Origin of the sequence: Robiginitalea sp., from assembly GCF_049588695.1 — a bacterium.
Classification (GTDB): Bacteria; Bacteroidota; Bacteroidia; order Flavobacteriales; family Flavobacteriaceae; genus Robiginitalea.
This window is the reverse complement of sequence record NZ_JBAVZJ010000541.1, coordinates 1-2050: the sequence shown is the minus strand read 5'-3', so window position 1 is coordinate 2050 and position 2050 is coordinate 1. Positions and strand designations below refer to the sequence as shown.

General features: G+C 49.9%; 1 protein-coding gene. It reads left to right on the top strand.

Annotated elements, in window-relative coordinates; genetic code table 11:
* The coding region (locus WBV75_RS12505) for an efflux RND transporter permease subunit (RefSeq protein WP_424120923.1) at positions 1-2050 on the top strand (2050 nt) is incomplete at both ends.

Sequence of the window (2050 nt, the reverse complement as noted above, 5' to 3'; positions counted from 1 at the left end):
ATTTACGTACCATCCAGGATTGGATTGTTAAAAGGCAACTCTCCGGAATTCCGGGAGTGGTAGAAGTAAACACCTGGGGTGGTTATTTGAAACAATACGAAATAGCCATAAACACAGAGAAGCTCCGGGCGATGGATATTACGGCCGGAGAACTGATCGAAGCTTTGGAAAAAGGAAACAGCGTAGCCGGCGGAGGGTATATTGAAAAGGTCAATCAGGCGTATTTTATTCGGGGCGAAGGCCTCATCGGGAGTCTGGAGGATATTGAAAACACCGTGGTCAAAACCGTAGAGGGCATCCCGGTTTTTGTGCGTGATGTAGGTAAGGTGGGGTTTGGAAGTGCCACGCGTTTTGGGGCGATCACCGCAAATGGAGAAGGTGAAAAAGTCCTGGGCCAGGTGATGATGCTCAAAGGGGCGGATTCCAAAGAAGTTATAAATGCTGTGAATCAGCGCGTCGCGGAAATCTCAAAGTCACTGCCGGAAGGCGTTTACATCAATGACTTTTTGGATCGAAGCGATCTAATTGATCGGACCACCCATACGATAACAGAAAACCTGATCCTCGGCTGTCTGATTGTGATTTTTGTCGTGGTCCTGTTGCTGGGGAATTTCCGTTCCGGAATGGTCGTCGCTTCAGTCATCCCTTTAAGCCTCCTTTTTGCCCTTACCCTGATGTATTTGAGCGGGGTGGATGCCAATCTGATGAGCCTTGGTGCCATTGACTTTGGTATTATTATCGACGGGGCGGTCATTATCGTGGAGTTTATCGCCTTCCAGATCAATGCCAAGCGTTCGCAGCTCCTGGAACTAAAGGCGGGAGAAAAACAAAAGCTAAAAGATGAAATTACCCTCAAAGGGGCCTCGAAACTTATGAATTCCGCCGTATTCGGGCAACTGATCATTCTTATCGTGTTTATCCCGATCCTTTCCCTAAGCGGGGTGGAGGGGAAAATGTTTCGCCCCATGGCCCTTACCTTCAGTTTTGCCCTCATCGGGGCCATGATTTTGTGTTTTACCTATGTACCCGTCATGTCTTCATGGTTTATTAAACCCGCCAAGAACCCGGAGAAAAATATATCACTCAGACTCATCAGGCGTTTAAACGCCCTATACGTCCCTGTCATTGGATGGGCCATGGCCCATAAAAAGGCTGTTTTGGGAATTGCCGCAGGACTCCTGATAATGGCCGGGTTTCTGTTCTCCCGGATGGGAGGAGAATTTATCCCCACCCTCGACGAAGGCGATTTCGTCATACAGCCCGTACTAAAAACAGGGACATCCCTGAGCAAAACCATTGAAACAACTACTCAGATTGAAAAAATACTGATTGCGGGCTTTCCGGAAGTCGACCAGGTAGTGACCCGAATCGGGGCAGCTGAAGTGCCTACGGATCCGATGAGTATGGAGGAAAGCGATGTCATAATCACCTTAAAACCCAAAAATGAATGGGTTTCGGCCTCCTCCAAAGACGAATTGGCGGACAAATTCAAGACCGCATTGGGCGTCATCCCCGGGATGGAGGTAGAGTTCACCCAACCCATCGAAATGCGTTTTAATGAACTGATCACCGGAGTACGGGCAGATATCGCCGTTAAAGTCTTCGGGGAAGAACTCAATGTGCTCGCCGGCATGGGAGAACAGATCAGGGCGATTGCTGCTGAGGTTCCGGGTGCGGCGGATGTCACCGTTGAAAAAGTAGAAGGCCTGCCACAGATGCGGGTGGTCTATGACCGCGCCAAAATTTCCCGGTACGGCCTGCACATCTCAGAAGTAAACGAATTGATCTCCATGGCCTTTGGCGGGCAGACCGTTGGCAATGTCTTCGAAGGTGAAAAACGTTTTGATCTGGTAGTGCGTCTCAATAAAGGGCAGCGCAGGGATCTCGGAAACCTGCAGAATCTTTTTATCGATATCCCCGGCGGGGGTAAAATACCCCTGAACGAGGTTGCCGAGGTCAGTTATGACAAAGGGGCCGCAAAGATTTCGAGGGATGATACGCGGAGGCGGATTGTGGTCGGAATCAATGTCCGGGACCGGGACCTCCAATC